The organism is Aminiphilus circumscriptus DSM 16581 (assembly GCF_000526375.1).
Taxonomy (GTDB): Bacteria; Synergistota; Synergistia; order Synergistales; family Aminiphilaceae; genus Aminiphilus; species Aminiphilus circumscriptus.
In genome coordinates this window covers 232,002-250,196 of record NZ_JAFY01000007.1, presented here as the reverse complement: position 1 = coordinate 250,196, position 18,195 = coordinate 232,002, and the positions used below count along the sequence as shown (strand labels likewise).

Sequence of the window (18,195 nt, the reverse complement as noted above, 5' to 3'; positions counted from 1 at the left end):
CCGCAAACCTCTCAGATTTCCGGTTTTCGGAGATTCCACTCGCAGAGAAGTGCCCCCGCGATATAGATGGAGCTGTAAGTTCCCACCAGAATTCCCGCCAAAAGCGCGAGGGAAAAATCACCGATGACGGGTCCTCCCCAGAGAAAGAGCGCCGTTACGGGGAGCAGCGTCGTCAACGATGTGTTGATGGTCCTCGAAAGTGTCTGGTTGATGGAAAGGTCGAGAAGATGGACGATCCCCTTCGAGCGAAGTTCCTTCCAGTTCTCGCGGACACGGTCGAGAACGACGATGGTGTCGTTCAGCGAATAGCCCACGACGGTGAGAATCGCGGCGATAAAGGTGAGAGAGATTTCTCTTCCAAGGAGGCTGAAAAGTCCCAGAGTGAGAATGGTATCGTGCAAGAGGGCCACCACGCTCACGACGGCGAAACGGAACCGGAAACGCACCGTGATGTAGAGAAGAATGCCCACAAGGGCCACCGCAACCGCAACGACGGCCTCCTCGCGAAGCTGTTTTCCCACCACCGGCCCGACTTTTTCGATGCGGAGCACGTTCACTCCGGAATCCTTCTTCTTCATTGCGTCGATGGCGGCCTTCTGGGATGCCTCATCGTCCGCGGCGAGCCGAACGATGACTCCCCTGTCGCTGTAGGCCTGAATGGTCACGTGCTGCTGTCCGCTCTCGGCAAGGGTCTCGCGCACCTCTTTGACCGTCACGGGAGAGGAGAACTCGACCTGAACGATGATACCTCCCGTGAAATCGATACCGAGATTGAGCCCCTTCGTCATCAGCAACGCCATACTGCCCAGCAGCAGCAGCGCGCTCAGGGCAAGGGAAACGCGGCGAATTTCCATAAAACGAATGTGCTTTGTTCTCAACGACATCTCCGCTCCTCCTAACCCTCTACTGCTGCAGCCGGACACTTCGGCTGCGCCCAAAGAAGATCTGCAGCAGAGCCCTGGTCACCACGATGGCGCTGAAAAGGCTGGCCATAATGCCGATGCTCAGGGTCACGGCGAAACCTCGAATGGGTCCGCTGCCGAAGTAGTAGAGCACCGCAGCGGCGATGAGGGTGGTGATGTTCGCATCCATAATGGTCGTGATGGCCTTGCGGAATCCCGCGTCGACGGCAGCAAGAGGTGTTTTTCCCGCTCGCTGCTCCTCCTTGATGCGCTCATAGATGAGGATGTTGCCATCCACGGCCATACCGATGGTGAGCACGATTCCCGCGATGCCGGGAAGCGTCAGGGTCGCCTTCAAGCTGATGAGTGCCGCGAAGACGAGAAGAACCGCCACACCCAAGGCCACATCCGCAGCGATTCCGAGGAATCTGTAGTAGAGCAGCATGAAGAGCACCACCAAAGCCGCCCCGATCAATCCAGCACGAAGTCCGGATTCGATGGAATCGCTTCCCAGAGTGGGTCCCACGGAACGGTTTTCGAGAATTTCCACCGGAACGGGAAGTGCGCCTGCCCGGAGCATGATGGCGAGGCGCTGCGCTTCCGCGGGGGAGAAACTTCCGGAGATCTGCGCGTCACCGCCGCTGATTCTCTCCTGCACCACCGGCGCGGAAACCACAACTCCGTCGAGAGCGATCGCGAGCTGACGTCCCACATTGTCCGCCGTGGCCTTGTCGAAAAGTTTCGTGCCTTCGGCGTTGAACTTGATGGTCACCACGGGACGCCCGAGATTGTCGAAAGCGGTCTTGGCATCGAGAAGATCCTTTCCGGTGACGAGGGGCGGCCCGAGAAGATAGGCGACGTTTTTTTCATCCTTCATGATCACGAGCGCGTCGTCTTCCTCGGCCCTGGCGGCCATCTCCTGCTGGGCAGCGGCAACTTGCTCCGCCGCCGCCTTCCAACGTTCCTCCGCCGCGGCAAAACTCGCATCATCCTCGTAATTCTTCCGCTCCGGCGAAGCGGGAACCCTGGGCGATATGCCCTCCACCGCACGGAACTCCAGAAGCGCTGTCTTGCCGATCAATTCGAGGGCCGCCTCGGGATCCTCCACTCCGGGGAGATCGACGATGATACGATCCCGGCCTTCGCGCTGAATGACCGGCTCGGAAACACCGTACTGGTCCACACGGTTCCGAAGCACGGCGAGAAGGCGCTCCACACTGTCCTCGGTAACGGGGTTTTCCGGCGTCCCTTTGGCCTGCAGCAGGATATGGGCGCCCCCCTTCAGATCGAGTCCCAGGCGGATCTTGCCCTGAATGGGAAAGACCGACGCCAGGGCGGCGGCGACCACCAGGACAACGAGCAGCAACCGCCAGCGATCACGTTTCAACATGAAAACACGACCTCCTTAATGCCGTCTTTTTTGAAACACTACCCCTCCGCACATGAGAAAAACGGAGCAGGCGCTTCGCACCCACTCCGTGCGGCAGATCGAAGAGCGCCTCCTACTGTTCGGAGCCGATTTCAGACGCCGTCTCCTCCTGAGGAGCGGTCTCTTCTTCCTTCTTAGACGTCTTGGCGACGTCGCTCTCTTCGGTAGACCGCTTGTACGAAACGGAACTCTTGAGCAGGCGGACCTTCACGCCATCGGCGATTTCAACGATGAAGCTGTCATCCTTGACGTCCTTGACGACACCGAAGAAGCCTCCCGCCGTCACGATCTGATCACCTCTCCGGATGGAGGCCAGCATGTTCTCGTGCTGCTTTTGCTTTTTCTTTTGCGGTCGAATGATCAGAAAGTAAAAAATGACGATAAACAACGCCAGGGGCATGAGCATGCCCAGAAGCCCTCCCTGCGATCCCGCCGACGCGCCTTCGGCGTGGCAGACCCCGGGCCACAGAAGACTCGCGAAGCCAATCAGCATTGCTCGCAACAACACCGCCTCCTCAAAATGTCTTCTCGACATGGAATGCACTCGATTGTACCACGAGCTCCGGTCAGGGGAAAAGAGAAGGTCAGTCGCCATTCGCCTGCTTGAGATAGAAAAGCAGTTTTTCGAGTTCCACCGAGATGTCCACGCTGTAGACGAGGATCCGGTCCGGCACGACAACGGGAATAGGTGCAAAGGTGAGAATTCCTTTCACCGTCTCGCTCTTCGCGATTTTGTCCACGCAGGATTGCGCCACATGGGCGGGAACGGTGAGGATGACCACCTCGACATTCTGCTCGCGAAGCACGTCGGTCATCTCCTCGACGTGAAAGCAGGGAATTCCTCCGATCTCTTTCCCGACCTTCTCCGGATCCACGTCGAAAAGAGCGCAAATGCCGAATTTTTCGCTTCGAAGCGCATTGTACCCGAGTAGAGCCTCTCCCAGATGCCCCACCCCCACGAGCGCCATCCGCCACACCCGCGGCGAAGACAGAATGGCACGAATGTGCTCGAAGAGTTTGTCCACGTGATAGCCCACGCCGCGCTTGCCGATTTCTCCGAAGTAGGACAAGTCCTTTCGCACCTGGCTTGCCTTGAAGGCGAGAATTTCGCCGATGTCCTGGGACGAGACGACCTTCCTGCCTTCCTCATGCAGCTGTTCCAGCAACCGATAATATTGCACGAGACGTTCCACGGTGGGCTCGGCAACCTTCATTTTCTGGTCTCCTCTTCTTTCCCGGATCGGCATCCTCGGGGACGAATCCTACCCTTTCGCGGCAATGAGTTCAATTTCAACCTTCGCGCCCTTGGGAAGTCCACAGACTTCCACGAAAGAACGGGCGGGCGGCTCCGTCTCGAACCAACGAGCATACACGGCGTTCACGTCCGCAAAATCTCCCAAATCCACGGAGAACACAGTGGTTTTCAACACATTTCGAAAGGAGAGCCCCTGGGATTCCAGAATGGCACCAATGTTCTTCAAGACCTGTTCCGCCTGTTCCGCGGAAGTTTTTCCCACGAGCTGTCCCGTGACAGGATCAAGTGGAATCTGTCCGGACAGGAAGAGCAGATCCCCCATCCAGATCGCCTGGCTGTAAGGCCCGATGGCAGCAGGTGCTTTATCGGTGCTCACTACACGCTTCATTCGCGCGCCCTCCTTCTCTGTTCCGGGTTTCTTACCGCCCTGTTCAGTCCTTTTTCGCGCAAACAACCCGAGAAAGGCCCGCATAAGGTGCCGTGCAGGTCTCGGCGATGCGGAGCAGCTGATTGTATTTCGCCACCCGGTCCATACGGGCCGGAGCGCCGGTCTTGATTTGCCCGACCCCCGTGGCGACGGCGAGATCGCTGATGAAGGAATCGTCGGTCTCCCCGGAACGATGGGAGATCACTGCTCCGTAGCCGCTCCAACGAGCCTTGTCGATGACCTGCAGCGTCTCCGTCACCGTACCGATCTGATTGAGCTTGATGAGAATGGCGTTTCCGATCTTTTCGGCAATGCCCCGGGAGAACCGCTCCGGATTCGTGACGAAAATGTCGTCCCCGACGAGCTGCACTTTTCCGCCGAGACGTTTCGTGAGCAGCGCCCATCCCGCCCAGTCCTCCTCGGCCATGCCATCCTCAATGGAGACAAGGGGGTAGGCGTCGCAGAGATCCGCATAGTAGTCGACAAGCTGTTCCGGGGTGAAGGTCCGCCCTTCTCCGGCGAAGGAATAGACACCGTCCGTGAACAGGTCCGTCACGGCACCGTCCACAGCAAGGGAGATTTGGGCACCAGGCGAATATCCCGCGGCTTCGATAGCCTCCACAAGAACATCCAACGCCTCCCTGTTGGTGCGAAGGTTCGGAGCGAACCCTCCCTCGTCACCGATGGAAACACTGTACCCCTTCTTCTTGAGGATCTTCTTCAGGGTATGATAGGTCTCCACACCCATGCGAAGCCCCTCGGCGAAACTTTCCGCACCGTGGGGAAGAATCATGAACTCCTGGATATCCAGGGTGTTGTCCGCGTGAGCACCTCCATTGATGACGTTCATCATCGGCGTGGGCAAGAGCATGGGACCAAGTCCGCCCAGGTAGGCCCACAGAGGAAGATCGTGGTCCTCCGCAGCGGCGCGCGCCGCCGCCATGGAAACGCCGAGGATCGCGTTGGCACCGAGCTTTCCCTTGTTCGTCGTCCCGTCAAGCGCAAGAAGTGCTCTGTCCAGAGCCCCCTGCTCCGCAGGATCCATTCCCACGATTTCGGGAGCGATTTTCTCATTCACGTGCTCCACCGCCTTGAGCACACCCTTGCCGAGAAAACGTGTCTCGCCGTCGCGCAGCTCCACTGCCTCGAAAGTTCCCGTGGAGGCTCCGGAGGGAACGGCGGCCTTTCCCACAATACCGTTGTCGAGCCACACTTCCACCTCGACCGTTGGATTTCCCCTCGAGTCGAGGATCTCTCTTCCATGAACACCGACGATGTAACTCATCCGTACACTCCTCCCCTTCGGGCGGTTAATTTTTTTTCTTTTCCTCCGGACCGGTCGGCCGGGGTGTTACCAAGGCGATGTCGCTCCATCAAGAGAACGTTCCTCCACAACGAGATAAGGCTCGCTCTTCCGCCGCAGAAGCTGCTCGTCATCACAGAGCACTTCCACGACGAGCAGGCGCCGGGGAAAGGCGACAGAAACCCGTGCCCCCTTCCGCACCTCCCCGGAGGGTTTCACGGGGCGTCCGTCCACACGGACAGCCCCCAGACGGATCATTTCCTGCGCCACGCTTCGCCGCTTCACCAAGCGTGCGAGCTTGAGATAGACATCCACTCTCATGATTGCGCCTCCGAGCACGAATCCAAAGCCAGTATAACAGAGAAACGGGTCGTCGATATAGGGAATTCTTTCACTGCTGTCGAAGCGGGTGTCATTCGGAACGTCCGCTTCGGAAGCACACGGCGCTTATTCCAGAAAATCGCGCAACTTTCGACTCCGGCTGGGGTGCCGGAGTTTGCGCAACGCCTTCGCCTCGATCTGACGAATGCGTTCCCGAGTGACACCGAAGCGCCTCCCCACTTCTTCGAGCGTATAGGGATGTCCGTCCTCGAGGCCGAAACGAAGGCGCAAAACCTCCCGTTCCCGTTCGGTGAGATCCTCGAGCATGTCATCCAGCTGCTCCCGGAGAAGTTGGCTCGCCGCAGCCTCTTCCGGACTCGGAAGATCCTTGTCCTCGAGAAAATCCCCAAGCTGGCTGTCCTCTTCCTCGCCGATGGGTGTTTCCAGGGAAACAGGTTCCTGGGCGATGCGCTGGATTTCCTCCACCTTCTCGGACTGGATCTCCATCTCCTGGGCGATCTCCTCCGCAGTGGGCTCCCGTCCCAGACGCTGTACAAGCTGTCTCGACACGCGAATCAGTTTGTTGATGGTCTCCACCATGTGGACAGGGATGCGTATTGTTCTGGCCTGGTCGGCGATGGCCCGCGTGATGGCCTGACGGATCCACCAGGTCGCGTAGGTACTGAATTTGTATCCCTTCCGATAATCGAACTTCTCCACCGCACGAATGAGCCCCAGGTTTCCTTCCTGAATCAGATCGAGAAAGAGCATCCCCCGCCCGATATATTTCTTGGCGATACTCACGACGAGACGAAGATTCGCCTCCACGAGAGCACTCTTGCCTCTTGGCTCTCCCGCCTCCACAAGTTTGGCCAGCGTCACTTCCTCGTCGGGCGTGAGCAGCGGAATCTTGCCGATTTCCCGCAGGTACATGCGCACGGGATCGGACAGGGGGAGATCCTCGAGAACACCCATGCTCTCCCCCGCCGCCGGTGGAACAAGCTCCTCGTCGGAAACGGATTCATCCTTGCCGCGCTTCGTCTCCTCCTGCACTTCGATCCCGAGAAGAGTGAACTCTTCGTAAAGCTTGTCCAGCGTCTCCGGGTTGTTCAAAAACTCCGGAGGAAGCTGTTTCTCGATCTCCTCGAACGTGATATACCCACGCTTCTGCCCTTCCTGAATGAGGGGAAGGAAAAGGAGATAATCTTTCTGCGTCTCTTCGAGGGGCAGTTCCCTCGCGAGCACCGGATCCGGACTCCCTGCCGCCACAGGTTCGGCGGTGGCAGGAACCGGACTGGTCACTTCATCACCGCCGAAGAGGGAAGGATCCTCCGCAAGAGGTTCCTCGAGAAAAAGTTCATCCCCCTCGGGCAGAGCAATTTCCTCTCCTTCCTCTCCCGAAAAAGCACCCTCCACGGAAGAGGCAACGTCTCCGCCCAAAGCTTCCGCAGGAGCAGCCTCACCGTCGGACAGAATCGAAGATGTCTCCGCCGGCACTCCTTCCAGAGAGATCTCTTCCTGCTTTTTCAGACTGCTCCGCTTCGTGTGCTTCTGCATTTTTTCCGATGCCGTTCCTTCATCCCGCGTGGTTGCAGACGATTCGGGGATTGTTGCCGTCCCCTCCGTCTCTCTTTCAGCACCATCGATCGACTTCACCGGAGATGCGTCCGCCTTTTCGGCATCACGACTCCCGGAAATGTTCATTCCCTCGGCGAAGCCGGAGGATTCGCCCTCTCCTTCAGTTCTCTTTTTCTTCCGTTTCTTTTTCACGTCGGCTCCATTCCGCCTTTCCTGAGGAGTTTGGCCGTGTCGCGTCGGTTCCTCCACCGGGACGTTTTTTCCCGCGTCGGCATCTTCTCTTTTTCCGCTCTGTTCAGTCACGCCGAATCCTTGCCCCCCTTCAGCTTCTGCGCGAGGCTCCGCAACGCCAGAAGATCCTCGTCGGTCGCTTCTCCACGGCGGCATTTGAGCTGCAGGGCTTCATACTGCCGTTTTCTGTTCCTCGCCTCGAGGAGACCCACAACCGTTTTCCACGCATCCTTCTCTTCGAGACGGGCACACCACTCTCCTCCGAAAGCCACCACCCGAAGGGGATAGGTTTCGCCGATGACATGCCATCGCGCCTCCAGTTCTTCTGGAACCTCTCCGGAAAGAAGCGCCATGACAAGATGGCGAAGTCGCTCTTCCGAAAAGAGGGGAAGGATTCCCTCCGGGGAGGCGTTGCGCCGACGGCTCGCGTCCGTCCACAGAAGAAAAAGCAACGCGGCTTCCACCGGATCCGCGGCTTCCTCTCCTTTCCCTCCAGTTATAGATACGCCGGAAAGGGAGGGTTTCCCTTGTTCCGATTGAGAAAGAACTTTTCTCTCTCTTTCGACGAGTTCGACGAGCTGATGTGCAAAAAGGCCGAAGGCAGCGGCGATCTCCGGCACAAAGGGGGCAAGATCAAGGGAAGAAAGCTGGGCGACACCACTGAGGATATCTCTGGTGGCCTGTTCTCTTTGCGTCGGATCACGCAGGGCGTCTCTCCGCAGGGAAAGATGATGTCGCACGAGAGGCATCGACGCGTCAAGACAGGCGGAAAAACGGGCAGCACCTCCGGGAGCGGAAAGAAACTCGTCGGGGTCCTTCGCCTCGGGCAGAGAGACCACCCGAACATCCAATCCGCGACTCTGCAGCACATACATGCCTCGCACCGCAGCCTCCTGCCCTGCCGCGTCCGCATCGAAACAGATATAACAGCGCGGCGCGAATCGCTTGACGAGATCCGCCTGTTCGGAGGTGAGAGCGGTGCCGAGAGACGCCACGGCCTCACCGAATCCTTCCATGTGGAGCCGAAGAGCATCCATGTAGCCTTCCACGAGAATTGCCCGTCCCCGGGCACGCATGAACTGTTTGGCCCGGTGCAGCAGGTAGAGACACTCCCGCTTCCGAAAAAGCACCCCCTCCGGGCTGTTGAGATATTTCGCGCCTTCCCCGTCCACAAGACGTCCGCCGAAGGCGATGATGCGCCCCGACACATCCGCGATGGGAAAGATGACTCGCCCGCGGAAGCGATCGTAGAGCCCTCTGTTGCCTTCGACGACCACGCCGCAGGCAAGGGCTTCTTTTTCGCCGACGTTTCGACTTTGCAGATGGCGCCACAGGGAATCCCAGCCGGAAGGTGCCCAACCCAGACCAAACTCCTTCCAGAAGTGTTCCGGGACATTTCTTTTTGCCAGATAGCGTCTTCCGGAAATTCCCCCCGGCCCCAAAAGACTTTCCGTGAAAAATTCCTGCGCCAGTGCCGACACGCTTCGCACATCGCCTCCGGGAGCACCTTTCCGTGCCGGATCGAGAGAAACCCCGGCCCGGGAAGCCAACAGTTCCAGGGCTTGAGAAAAAGAGATGCCTTCCGTCTCCATGACGAAAGAAAAGATGTCGCCACCCCGTCCGCAACCGAAGCAATGGTAGGTCTGCCGTTCGGGAGAGACGGTGAAGGAAGGAGTCTTCTCTCCGTGGAAGGGGCAGAGGCCCTTGAAGCTCCGCCCCGCTTTCTTCAGGGGAACGTAATCACCGATGACCTCGACGATATCCAGTCGCTCCTTTATCCGTCGCACATGGTCGGCATGCATGACTCGCACTCCTCCGAACAAACAGGCGGGGGGGAGGAGCGGACGCTCTTCCCCCCTGTGAAAAACGGGGGCGATGCCCCCTACGGACTTCTATCTTGAAAGGGTGATCAGCTGAAAAGCGGTGCGAGCACCAGGGCCACCACGGACATGAGCTTGATGAGAATGTTCAGGCTCGGCCCCGCAGTATCCTTGAAAGGATCGCCCACGGTATCGCCCACCACCGCCGCGGCGTGGGGAGCGCTTCCCTTTCCACCGTGGTTGCCCTCTTCGATGTACTTCTTCGCGTTGTCCCAGGCGCCGCCCGCATTAGCCATGAAGATGGCGAGCATGACCCCAGTTACAATGGAGCCACCCAACAACCCGCCGAGAGCCTGCGCGCCGAGGAAGTAGCCAACGAGCACAGGAGAAATCACGGCGAGAAGTCCCGGGAACACCATCTCCCGAAGGGACGCGGCGGTGGAGATGTCCACGCACCGTTCGTACTGCGGCTCTCCGGTCCCTTCCATGATACCGGGAATTTCACGGAACTGGCGCCGTACCTCGTCGATCATCTTCTCCGCCGCACGTCCCACCGCCTGAATGGCAAGGGCGCTGAAGAAGAAGGGGAGCATACCGCCCAGGAAAAGACCGACCATGACCCGAGGATCCTTGAGATCAATGACGCTCAGGTTCACCGCCGTGGCGTAGGCCGCGAAGAGCGCCAGCGCGGTGAGTGCCGCCGAGCCGATGGCCAACCCCTTGCCGACGGCGGCGGTGGTGTTCCCCACCGCGTCGAGACGGTCCGTGATCTTTCGGACTTCCTTGGGAAGATGACTCATTTCGGCGATACCTCCGGCGTTGTCCGCGATGGGGCCGTATCCGTCCACGGAGAGGGTCATGCCCACCGTGGAGAGCATGCCCACCGCCGCACAGGCGATGCCGTAGAGCCCGCCGAACTTCACTCCCACAAGAATGGCCGCACAGATGAGGATCACGGGAATCATGGTGGATTTCATACCCACTCCAATGCCGGAGAGAATGTTCGTGGCGGAACCCGTCTCGGAGGCATGGGCGATCTCCTTCACGGATTTGAAGGACGCGGAGGTGTAGACCTCCGTCACGTAGCCGATGAGCACACCCGAGAGCACGCCCGCCACCACGGCGAAGAAGAGCGTGTTGTCCCCGTCGAAGACACTGCGGGTGAGGAAGAAGGATCCGAGGATCATGAAGACCCCTGTGGAGAAGATTCCCATGCGGAGCGCCATCTGGGGATCTCCGCCCTCCTTGACCCGGACGAAGAAGGTACCGAGCACGGCGGAGACGATCCCCAGGGCGGAAAGGAGAAGCGGATAGGCGACGCCCCTGTCTCCGAAGGTCGCAAGACCGATGGCCATGGCGGCGATGATGGAGTTCACGTAGGACTCGAAGAGGTCGGCTCCCATGCCGGCAATGTCTCCCACGTTGTCTCCCACGTTGTCCGCGATGACCGCGGGATTGCGGGGATCGTCCTCGGGAATTCCCGCCTCAACCTTGCCTACCAGGTCCGCTCCCACATCGGCGGCCTTGGTGTAAATGCCGCCCCCCACGCGGGCAAAAAGTGCGATGGAACTGGCGCCGAACCCGAAGCCCGTGATGACGTTAGGATCACGAAAGAGCAGATAGGAAGCGACGACACCGAGGATGCCGATGCCCACCACGAACATGCCCATCACGGTACCGCCAGTGAAGGCGATGCGCAGAGCACTGTTCATGCTCTCCGTCGCGGCGAAGGCGGTCTTTCCGTTCGCCTTCGTGGCGATCCGCATGCCGAGAAACCCCGCCAAGGCGCTGCAGAGAGCGCCAAAGGCAAAGGAGACTGCAGAAGCCGCACCTATCTTGAACCAGAGAAGCGCCGCAACAATCACGACGAAAGGGGCGAGCCAACGATATTCACGGAAGAGAAATGCCATGGCACCCTTTTGGATGATCCCGGACAACTCCTCCACCCGTGCATTCGTTACGGGAAACGCCGTGATCTTTCCCATGGAGATGACCGCATAGAGCAATGCCAACGCTCCGGCACCTCCAACAATCCAATACAACTGCATTTCAAACGACCTCCTTAAGAAGTGATGAACGCGATTTTCGGCGGCGTGCGGGGCACGTCGCCGAAGTGCCCACCATTATAGACAGCAGAAGTGCGGGGCACAAGGGAAAATTCCGAAAAACAACGTCCTTTTTTTCCTCACATTACGCTTCCGGCGTCCTTCTCAGCCGTTCTCCCTCCTCGTCGGATTCCGCGCCCTTTTCCGGAGGTACCGCGAGGAGAATGCCCCTGCGGAAGTCTGCCCCCCCTTTCAGCGAACGTAGCATGCCCTCCAGGGCACCGCGAATAAACTCCGCCACGAAGGATTTCATGGGAAGGCGGGAAGAGCCCACATAGAGTTCGAGCGGAGCGCGTCCCCGCAGGACAAGGTCCTCCACCATCGTGGCAAGAGCCACTTCCTCTCCTCGAGCAACGTGGAGCACTTCGCCGCCGGAAGAAGCATTTTCCCTCCGACGGGAGAACTCTTTCGCACGTTCCCCCGTCGCATCACCAGAGGTTTCTCCGTAGAAAGCGATGATTCCCCTCACGTCTTCGGGAACCGTCTCAGGAGCACCCACCCAGACGCGCGGAAGAGGAAGACGCTTGCCGCCTTCCAGGAGAACCAGGTCGAAGCCGGGAAAGAAACGGCTCGTCATCTCCGCAAGGATCTCTCCGTCGGAAAGAGGCGAAGATGCCGCACCGGAGGAGGCTTGACGAACATGCCCAAGTTCGACGCGAAGCCCATCCTCTCCCCACCATACGGAAGGAAACCCTGCCTCGACGAACTTGCCCGTATCCGTTCCAGGATCACTGCACACCCGGTGGGACCCATGTTTCACATACGCGCACCGCAATCCCTTCCGGCGGAGAATCTCCAAAAGCACCCCACAGAGCGTCGTCTTTCCGGAATTCTTCAGCCCGCTCACCGCAAGAACAAAGGGCATGGCAACTCCTCCTTTCGCTCCGCTCACTCTGCACCGACGCGGTTTGTTATGCGCCGGGAGCTTCCTCGGGGCCGTTCCACAACATGCCGGAACGGGAGGCGAGCGCGGCGGCCACGCCGGCGCCGACACCGTTATCGATATTCACCACCACGACCCCGCTGCTGCAGGCGTTGAGCATGGCCAGAAGCGGTGCGAGACCGCCGAAGGATGCCCCATATCCAACCGACGTGGGTACGGCTACGACGAGGCAGCCCACAAGTCCCGCAACGACGCTCGGAAGCGCCCCGTCCATACCGGCCACGACGACGAGCACATCCATCTTGCGCAGTTCCGGAAGCACATCGAGAAGCCGATGCAGACCCGCGACTCCCACGTCAAAATAGCGCCCTACCCGGCACCCCGCAAAAGAGGCTACCAAGGCAGCCTCTTCCGCGACGGGCACGTCTCCCGCGCCGGCGCTCACCACCGCGACGGAGGTCCCGCGGGAGCGAGGCTCCTCCACCTGAAAAACGCCCATCCGGGGAAGAGGGTGATAGACCAGGCCATCCAGCTCGCGTGCCACGATCTCCGCCTGTTCAGGGGTCATGCGGCTGAACAGAGTGTTTCCGGGACGCTCCCGAAGAAGCGCGGCAATGTCCCGAAGCTGGTCCGGCGACTTCCCCTGGCAGAGAATGATCTCCCCGATACCGCGCCGGACACTGCGATGTCCGTCGAGGCGGACATCACCCCGCTCGGCGTAGGGCAAACCGGCGATGAATTCAACCACGCCATCCAGGGTCTCTTGCCCCTCCGCGAAGGCGCGCAAGCGCCTCCGGAGCGCTTCGGCGTACTCCACCGGTCTACTCCCACTCGATGGTCGCGGGAGGTTTCCCCGTCACGTCCATCACGACCCTGTTGATGCCGGGAATTTCGTTGCAGATCCGCCGCGACACCGCATCCACCAGATCCTCCGGCAGGCGATACCAGTCGGCGGTCATACCGTCCTGGGCCTCCACGGCGCGGAGCACCGCCACCTCCGCATAGGTACGAACATCTCCCATGACGCCCACGCTCCGCACAGGCAGAAGAACACAGAAAGCCTGCCAGATCTTTCGGTAGAGACCGGCATTTCGAATGGCCTCGAGAAAGATCGCGTCGGCCCCGCGCAACACGTCCAGTCTCTCCGGCGTGATCTCGCCGAGACAGCGTACGGCGAGCCCCGGTCCCGGAAAGGGATGCCGCTCGAGAATGCGCTCCGGAAGTCCCAGCAGGGCGCCTATCTTCCGTACCTCGTCCTTGAAGAGATCCCGCAGCGGTTCGAGCACGGCGAGACGCATCACCTCGGGCAATCCGCCCACATTGTGATGTGTCTTGATCACCGCCGCTCCCTTTCCCTTGTGGCCGCTCTCGATCACGTCGGGATAGAGCGTTCCCTGGAGGAGCCACTCCGCACCGCCGACATCCTCGGCCTTTTCCTCGAAAACACGGACGAAGACTTCACCGATGATCTTTCGTTTTCGCTCCGGCTCGACGACTCCCGCGAGGGCATCGAGAAAACGGGCCGAGGCATCGACAAAATGGACCTTCAACCCCAGCGTCTTATACGCCTCGAGCACCTCCGCCGCCTCGTTCCGCCTCAAAAGGCCGTTGTCCACGAAAATGCATTCGAGCCGATCTCCGATGGCACGGCTCGTCAGGAGCGCCGCCACGCTCGAATCCACTCCTCCGGAGAGACCGCAGACCACCCGGCCGTTCCCGACCTTTCTCCGGATCTCCTCCGTCATGGAGGTGACCCATTCGCCGAGGTCCCAGGTGGGCTCGCAGCGACAGACCCTGAAAAGAAAATTGCTCAGAATCTCCTGCCCTCCCACGGTGTGCGCCACTTCGGGATGAAACTGAATGGCGTAGATTCCCCGCTCAGGCAGGGCGAACCCCGCAGGAATTCCGGACTCGCTCTGTGCGATGATTGCGGCATCCGCGGGCAGTTCCGCCACTTGGTCCCAGTGACTCATCCACACTGTAAGCTCTCCGGGAAGACCCTCGAAAAGGGGGCTCTTCCGAAGGCTCACCCGGGTACGCCCGTACTCCGCCCTGCATCCTTTCTCCACCCTTCCTCCAAGGCGTTGAGCGAGGACCTGCATGCCGTAGCAGATGCCAAGGATCGGGATACCGCTCTCCAGAAGTCTCGGATCCATCGACGGCGCCTCTTCATCGCGGACGCTGGACGGCCCCCCCGAAAGAATGACGCCCCTGGGGGACGCGGCGAGGAGCGTCGCCACATCCGCATCCCAAGGAAGAATTTCGCTGTAGACCTTCATTTCCCGCACGCGCCGGGCAATAAGCTGCGTGTACTGAGATCCGTAATCCAACACGATGATGGTGTCTGACTTCTTCATGCGTCGGGCCGGAGCCCTTCACCTCCAACAACAGAATCTCCTCGCAGGGAACCGGGGGGCCGCACAAACAATTTCCCGACGAAAGCCTTCCCATGCCTCGGGAATGCCTCATCTCGCCCAATCATACCACGCCGGGGAAAGAGGACTCCAGCGAAAAGGCCCCCGCACTGCGGGGGCCTCGTGTTACAACAGCTCGAACAACCTCCGGGCCCAATGGCCTAGTAGTCCATGTCGCCCATTCCACCCATACCGCCGGGCATGGGAGGCATCTTGTCCTTCTTCTCAGGCTTGTCGGCAACAAGGCTCTCCGTGGTGAGCACCATGGCCGCGATGGAACCGGCGTTCTGGAGCGCGCTGCGGGTCACCTTCACGGGATCGATGATGCCAGACTGGACGAGATCCTCGTACTCACCGCTCACGGCGTTGAGACCGTGCCCCTTGGGAAGGGTGCAAACGCGCTCGACCACCACGTCGCCCTGAAGACCCGCGTTGCTGGCGATGAGATGGAGCGGCTCCGTGAGGGCCTTCCTCACAAGGGCGGCACCGATCTTCTCGTCCGCCTCGAGCGTGCCGAGGAACTTGTCGAGAGCGGGGAGGCAGTTCACGAGGGCCACGCCGCCTCCGGCGACGATACCTTCCTCCACGGCGGCCCTGGTCGCATTCAGGGCATCCTCGATGCGGTGCTTCAGCTCCTTCTGCTCGGTCTCGGTTGCAGCACCCACCTGGATGACCGCCACACCGCCCACAAGCTTGGCAAGGCGCTCCTGAAGCTTCTCCTTGTCATACTCGGACGTGCTGTCCTCAAGCTCCCGCTTGATCTGGGCGGCCCGCTTGCGGATCTCCTCGGGATTTCCCGCACCCTCGACGATAGTGGTCTCTTCCTTGGAAACCCGGATCTTCTTGGCGCGGCCCAGCATGGAGAGATCGGCGTTCTCGAGTTTGATGCCAATTTCCTCGCTGATGACCTGACCGCCGGTGACGATGGCGATGTCCTGGAGCATAGCCTTGCGGCGCTCGCCGAAGCCGGGAGCCTTCACGGCCACGACCTGGAGAATGCCCCGAAGCTTGTTCACCACGAGAGTGGCCAGAGCCTCACCCTCGATGTCCTCGGCGATGATCATGAGAGGCTTGCCCGCCTGCACGGCCTTCTCGAGGATGGGAAGCATGTCCTTCACGTTGCTGATCTTGCCGTCGTTGATGAGGATGTAGGCGTCATCCAGAGCACACTCCATCCGCTCGGGATCGGTGACCATGTAGGGGCTGATGTAGCCCTTGTCGAACTGGAGCCCCTCCACCATCTCGAGGGTGGTCCCCACGGTCTGACTATCCTCGACAGTGATGACGCCGTCCTCGCCGACCTTCTGCATGGCCTCGGCGATGAGCTCACCCACGCCCTTGTCGTTGGCGGAGATGGCGGCGACCTGGGCGATCTTCGCCTTGTCCTTCACGTCCAGGGCAAGGCTCTTCAGCTCGTCCACGACGACATCCACAGCCTTCTCGATACCACGGCGCATCAGGATTCCGTTGGCTCCGGCCACGACATTCTTCATGCCCTCGCGGATCATCGCCCGGGCGAGAACCGTGGCGGTGGTGGTTCCGTCTCCGGCGACATCGTTCGTCTTGGAGGCGACTTCCTTGAGAAGCTGCGCTCCCATGTTCTCGAAGGGATCCTCGAGTTCGATCTCCTTGGCGATGGTCACGCCGTCGTTCGTGATGGTGGGAGAGCCGAACTTCTTCTCGAGAACCACGTTGCGCCCCTTGGGTCCGAGAGTTCCACCGACGGTGTCGGCCACGTGGTTGATGCCCCGCATGAGCGCCCGACGGGCGTCTTCGCCATATGCAATAATCTTCGCTGCCATTGGTTGTACACCTCCTGGAGGAATTGGGTATGTCTACGTTCTTGTTGCGTCGAAAAGAACTCCCTGCCGAAGAAGAACGCCTCTAGCCGACGATGGCCAGAACGTCCCGTTCGCTGAGGATGAGAAACTCCTCTCCGTCGATCTTGACTTCCGTTCCGGAGTACTTGCTGAAGATGATGCGATCTCCCACCTTCACCTCAAGGGGAAGCTTCTGTCCGTTCTCGAGAACCTTTCCGGTCCCGACGGCCTTCACTTCGCCCTCCTGAGGCTTTTCTTTCGCCGTGTCCGGAAGAACGATGCCGCCCTTGGTCTTTTCCTCCTGGGAGAGGACCTTCACAACGATACGGTCCGCAAGGGGTTTGAGCTTCATTTACAATCCCTCCTCAAATTTTGTTTCCGTGTTAGCACTCATTCGGAACGAGTGCTAATTTGACCATGAATGATCTTACTGAGCTTCAGACAAGATCTCAAGCGTAATGAGATCCATATTTCCGCAGAAAAAAGCCATTTATCTTCTTTTTTCGCTTGCTGAGACGTTTTTTCGATCCTTTTTATCCGGAGCCTCTGTGGTCTCTCGTGACAGCACAGCCGTCGAGGCCGTTCTGTCCCAAATCAGGGACAAAACAGCCTCGGCCAAGGGGAAAACGGGCGCGCGAACACGCGAATTGCTCGTGGCAACGCTCAGCGGGAGAGCGGAAGCGATGGATCCGGCGAAAGAGAGAGATCCGAAAAGAATCCTCGTCGATAGATGTTGTATCCCGCAGCGGCGATCATCACCGCGTTGTCCGTGCAAAGAGAGAGGGGGGGAAGAAAAATCTCCACGCCGGGCAATGCACTCAGGGCGTTCCGCAGTGCACTGTTCGCCGCGACACCCCCCGAGACGGCGACACGGCGGACCCCCGATCGCAGAACGGCGAGGCGGACTTTTCCGACGAGCGACGCGACGGCAGCTTTTTGAAAGGACGCGCACACGTGAGCCACGGGAATGGGTTTCCCTTCCTTTTCAAGCCTTCGCAGCACCCAAAGGACCGCTGTCTTGAGACCGCTGAAGCTGAAACCGATCTCGTCGGAATGTTCGAGAGGCACGGGAAGCGGAAAGGCATCGGGATCTCCCTCCCGGGCGAGCCGGTCCACCTCCGGACCACCGGGATAACCGAGCCCAAGGAGCTTGGCAACTTTATCGTAGGCCTCGCCCACGGCGTCGTCCTTCGTCTCGCCCAAAAGTTCATATTCACCGAAGGAGCGCACGAAAACGATCTCCGTGTGTCCCCCAGAGACAATGAGGGAGAGAAAAGGGGGCTCCAGAGACGGATGAACGGCCACATTGGCGAAGAGGTGTCCCTCCAGGTGATTGACTCCCACAAGAGACACTTCCCAGGCCTGGGCGAGCGCCTTGGCGCTCATCACCCCCACGAGGAGAGACCCCACAAGGCCTGGTCCGGCAGTGACCGCAATAAGGGAGAGCTGTCGGGCCGGATTGTGAATTCCAGCTTTCTCCAGGGTCCTCCGCAGCAAAGGAAGCAACGCTTCCTGATGACACCGGGAAGCAACTTCGGGAACGACTCCTCCGAAGGGCGCATGTTCCTCGATCTGGCTCGAGATCCCCTGGGCGAGAACGGTGCGTTGGTTTTCGAGAACGCACACCGCCGTATCGTCACAGCTCGTTTCGATGCCGAGCGTCAGAAAAGGGGACTCCACCGTCAATGCCCCCCACAACCGCAGCCG

16 protein-coding genes are annotated in these 18,195 nt (G+C 59.8%); all 16 read right to left on the bottom strand.

Annotated elements, in window-relative coordinates; all coding sequences use genetic code 11:
- Positions 1–11: 11 nt before the first annotated feature.
- The 16 genes from secF to tsaD all read right to left on the bottom strand — a co-directional run bounded on the left by secF (position 12) and on the right by tsaD (position 18,174).
- Positions 12–884 carry a protein translocase subunit SecF gene (gene secF, locus K349_RS0111855; protein WP_029165995.1) on the bottom strand — a complete coding sequence of 291 codons (873 nt, stop codon included), beginning with the start codon at positions 882–884 and terminating at the stop codon, positions 12–14.
- A gap of 19 nt (positions 885–903) precedes the next feature.
- Positions 904–2,292, bottom strand: a complete 1,389-nt coding sequence (secD, locus tag K349_RS0111850) for a protein translocase subunit SecD (protein ID WP_029165994.1) — start codon at positions 2,290–2,292, stop codon at positions 904–906.
- Between the two features lie 112 nt (positions 2,293–2,404).
- Positions 2,405–2,737: a preprotein translocase subunit YajC gene (yajC, locus tag K349_RS17170; RefSeq protein ID WP_034265984.1), complete on the bottom strand. Its 333-nt coding sequence runs from the start codon at positions 2,735–2,737 to the stop codon at positions 2,405–2,407.
- A 178-nt stretch (positions 2,738–2,915) separates the two neighbouring features.
- Positions 2,916–3,545: a redox-sensing transcriptional repressor Rex gene (locus K349_RS0111840; RefSeq protein ID WP_029165993.1), complete on the bottom strand. Its 630-nt coding sequence runs from the start codon at positions 3,543–3,545 to the stop codon at positions 2,916–2,918.
- A 48-nt stretch (positions 3,546–3,593) separates the two neighbouring features.
- A complete protein-coding gene (locus K349_RS0111835; RefSeq protein WP_029165992.1) occupies positions 3,594–3,974 on the bottom strand; it encodes a RidA family protein in 381 nt (126 codons plus the stop codon).
- A 43-nt stretch (positions 3,975–4,017) separates the two neighbouring features.
- A complete protein-coding gene (eno, locus tag K349_RS0111830) occupies positions 4,018–5,298 on the bottom strand; it encodes a phosphopyruvate hydratase (RefSeq protein WP_029165991.1) in 1,281 nt (426 codons plus the stop codon).
- Between the two features lie 66 nt (positions 5,299–5,364).
- On the bottom strand, positions 5,365–5,637 hold the full coding sequence (locus tag K349_RS0111825) for a S4 domain-containing protein (protein ID WP_029165990.1): 273 nt from the start codon (positions 5,635–5,637) through the stop codon (positions 5,365–5,367).
- A 126-nt stretch (positions 5,638–5,763) separates the two neighbouring features.
- The gene (gene rpoD, locus K349_RS17165; RefSeq protein ID WP_034265981.1) at positions 5,764–7,167 is read right to left on the bottom strand and encodes an RNA polymerase sigma factor RpoD; all 1,404 of its coding nucleotides are present in this window, start codon (positions 7,165–7,167) and stop codon (positions 5,764–5,766) included.
- Positions 7,168–7,514: 347 nt separating this feature from the next.
- Entirely contained in the window at positions 7,515–9,248 is a 1,734-nt protein-coding gene (gene dnaG, locus K349_RS0111815) for a DNA primase (RefSeq protein ID WP_029165988.1), read from the bottom strand.
- 107 nt (positions 9,249–9,355) lie between these two features.
- Positions 9,356–11,314 carry a sodium-translocating pyrophosphatase gene (locus tag K349_RS0111810; RefSeq protein WP_029165987.1) on the bottom strand — a complete coding sequence of 653 codons (1,959 nt, stop codon included), beginning with the start codon at positions 11,312–11,314 and terminating at the stop codon, positions 9,356–9,358.
- 142 nt (positions 11,315–11,456) lie between these two features.
- Positions 11,457–12,236 (bottom strand): molybdopterin-guanine dinucleotide biosynthesis protein MobB, encoded by a 780-nt coding sequence (locus K349_RS0111805; protein WP_029165986.1) that lies wholly within the window; start codon positions 12,234–12,236, stop codon positions 11,457–11,459.
- A 46-nt stretch (positions 12,237–12,282) separates the two neighbouring features.
- Positions 12,283–13,071 (bottom strand): nickel pincer cofactor biosynthesis protein LarB, encoded by a 789-nt coding sequence (gene larB / locus K349_RS0111800; RefSeq protein WP_029165985.1) that lies wholly within the window; start codon positions 13,069–13,071, stop codon positions 12,283–12,285.
- A 4-nt stretch (positions 13,072–13,075) separates the two neighbouring features.
- Positions 13,076–14,611, bottom strand: coding sequence for a glutamine-hydrolyzing GMP synthase (gene guaA, locus K349_RS0111795; RefSeq protein WP_029165984.1), 1,536 nt, complete (start codon positions 14,609–14,611; stop codon positions 13,076–13,078).
- Positions 14,612–14,829: 218 nt separating this feature from the next.
- Positions 14,830–16,470 (bottom strand): chaperonin GroEL, encoded by a 1,641-nt coding sequence (gene groL, locus K349_RS0111790; RefSeq protein WP_029165983.1) that lies wholly within the window; start codon positions 16,468–16,470, stop codon positions 14,830–14,832.
- A gap of 82 nt (positions 16,471–16,552) precedes the next feature.
- Entirely contained in the window at positions 16,553–16,840 is a 288-nt protein-coding gene (gene groES / locus K349_RS0111785) for a co-chaperone GroES (protein ID WP_029165982.1), read from the bottom strand.
- 311 nt (positions 16,841–17,151) lie between these two features.
- Positions 17,152–18,174: a tRNA (adenosine(37)-N6)-threonylcarbamoyltransferase complex transferase subunit TsaD gene (tsaD, locus tag K349_RS0111780; RefSeq protein WP_029165981.1), complete on the bottom strand. Its 1,023-nt coding sequence runs from the start codon at positions 18,172–18,174 to the stop codon at positions 17,152–17,154.
- Between the last annotated feature and the right edge of the window lie 21 nt (positions 18,175–18,195).